The sequence below is a fragment of the Intestinibacter sp. genome (genome assembly GCF_051866655.1).
Taxonomy (GTDB): Bacteria; Bacillota; Clostridia; order Peptostreptococcales; family Peptostreptococcaceae; genus Intestinibacter.
Map to the genome: position 1 here is coordinate 1 of NZ_JBJDXL010000053.1, position 1,498 is coordinate 1,498.

Consider the following 1,498-nt stretch of genomic DNA (forward strand, 5'->3'; position numbering starts at 1 on the left):
GAAATTATATTTATCTAAAATTTAAAAATGAATATAATTTCCTATGTGTTATAAAATAAAAAGATACTCACTCACTAAGAATAAGTACCTTTTTAATATTTAATTAGTTGATTCTTGAACAATTATTTCATATCCCATTTTCACATCTCTTATAATTTTATCTTGATTTTCAATCATATTTACAATTATATTTGCAGCTTCTATTCCTGATGTTTTGTAATGAAAGTGTACTGTAGTTAATTTAGGATCCACTAATTTAGATATATTTGTATGTCCAAACCCAACTATAGATATATCCTCTGGAATTTTTTTACCACATTCCTTTAGATATTGCATCGCTCCGATAGCAATATTATCCGTTGCACAAAATAATGAGTCTATAGCAGGATTTTTCTCAATAAGTTCTTTTGCTTTTAAATATCCATCATCTAAGCTAAATTTTGCTATTTTCATCAATTCTTCATCCACTTCAATCGAATTTTCCTTTAGTGCATCTACATATCCTTGATATCTAGCTTTTCCCGCTGCTTCATCATTTGGATTAACACCTATATAGCCTGTTTTTTTTCTGTCTTTTCCGATTAAAACTTTAGTTATGTCCCTAGCCGCATTATAATCATCGTTATATATACATGAATATCCTTTTAAATATTGTCCAACTATTACTACTGGAATATTTAATTTTTTTAGTAGCTTCTTATGTTGATTTGTAAATACTGTCGCTATCAAAATAATTCCGTCTACTTGATTATTTTGAAAAATCTTTAGGTATTCTAGCTCCTTATGCTCATCGTTAAATGTGTCGGCAAGGATAATTTGATATCCCGATTTTGATAAAGTTTCATTTATGCCTAGAACCTCTCTACTCACAGCCTGTGAATCTATTTTCGGTATTATTACACCTATTAATTTAGTTTTTTTAGTACGTAATACTCTCGCTTGTGCAGAAGGTGTATATCCAGTTTCCTCTATAACCTTTGCTATTATTTTTCTTTTTTCTTCACTTACATATCCATCGTTTAAATATCTAGATACTGTGGCACGAGAAACTCCAGCTAATTTTGCAATTTCATTAATATTAATTTTTCTCACGCTCCCTCTCTTTATATAAATGTGCACAAAAAATTAAATATATTTAATTTTGTTTTTTTATAGTTGATCCTACCGCCATACCAATTAGCATACCAAAACTAATTCCATATGAAATAGAAATAATTCCAGATGCACCTAATGCTGATCCAATACACATGCCTAAACACATTCCTAAAGTCATATAATTATCCTCTTCAACTTCTGAATCCTTTATCTCTACATCTACCTTAGTTTTATTATTTGCTTTCTTTGAAAAGTTAACTGCAAGTACAGCAAGTGTAATCCCCATAATAACCCAAGGTAAAGCCGCCATTATAAAGTCCTTCATTTTAACTCTCCCCTTTTAATCCTCTATATATCCTTATCAATTGAATCTATTCTCTTTTCGAATGATTTTATAGTAGTA

Annotated in this window: 2 protein-coding genes; both read right to left on the minus strand. The window is 29.4% G+C overall.

The window, feature by feature from the left end; genetic code table 11:
* Positions 1–99: 99 nt before the first annotated feature.
* Positions 100–1,092, minus strand: a complete 993-nt coding sequence (locus ACI3VO_RS01520) for a LacI family DNA-binding transcriptional regulator (RefSeq protein WP_439756212.1) — start codon at positions 1,090–1,092, stop codon at positions 100–102.
* A 43-nt stretch (positions 1,093–1,135) separates the two neighbouring features.
* Positions 1,136–1,420 carry a DUF2700 domain-containing protein gene (locus ACI3VO_RS01525; protein WP_439756213.1) on the minus strand — a complete coding sequence of 95 codons (285 nt, stop codon included), beginning with the start codon at positions 1,418–1,420 and terminating at the stop codon, positions 1,136–1,138.
* Positions 1,421–1,498: the final 78 nt, after the last annotated feature.

Coding starts and splice junctions, on each gene's coding strand:
- ACI3VO_RS01525 (WP_439756213.1), bottom strand. CDS start 1,420: ATGAAGGACTTTATAATGGCGGCTTTACCTTGGGTTATTATGGGGATT.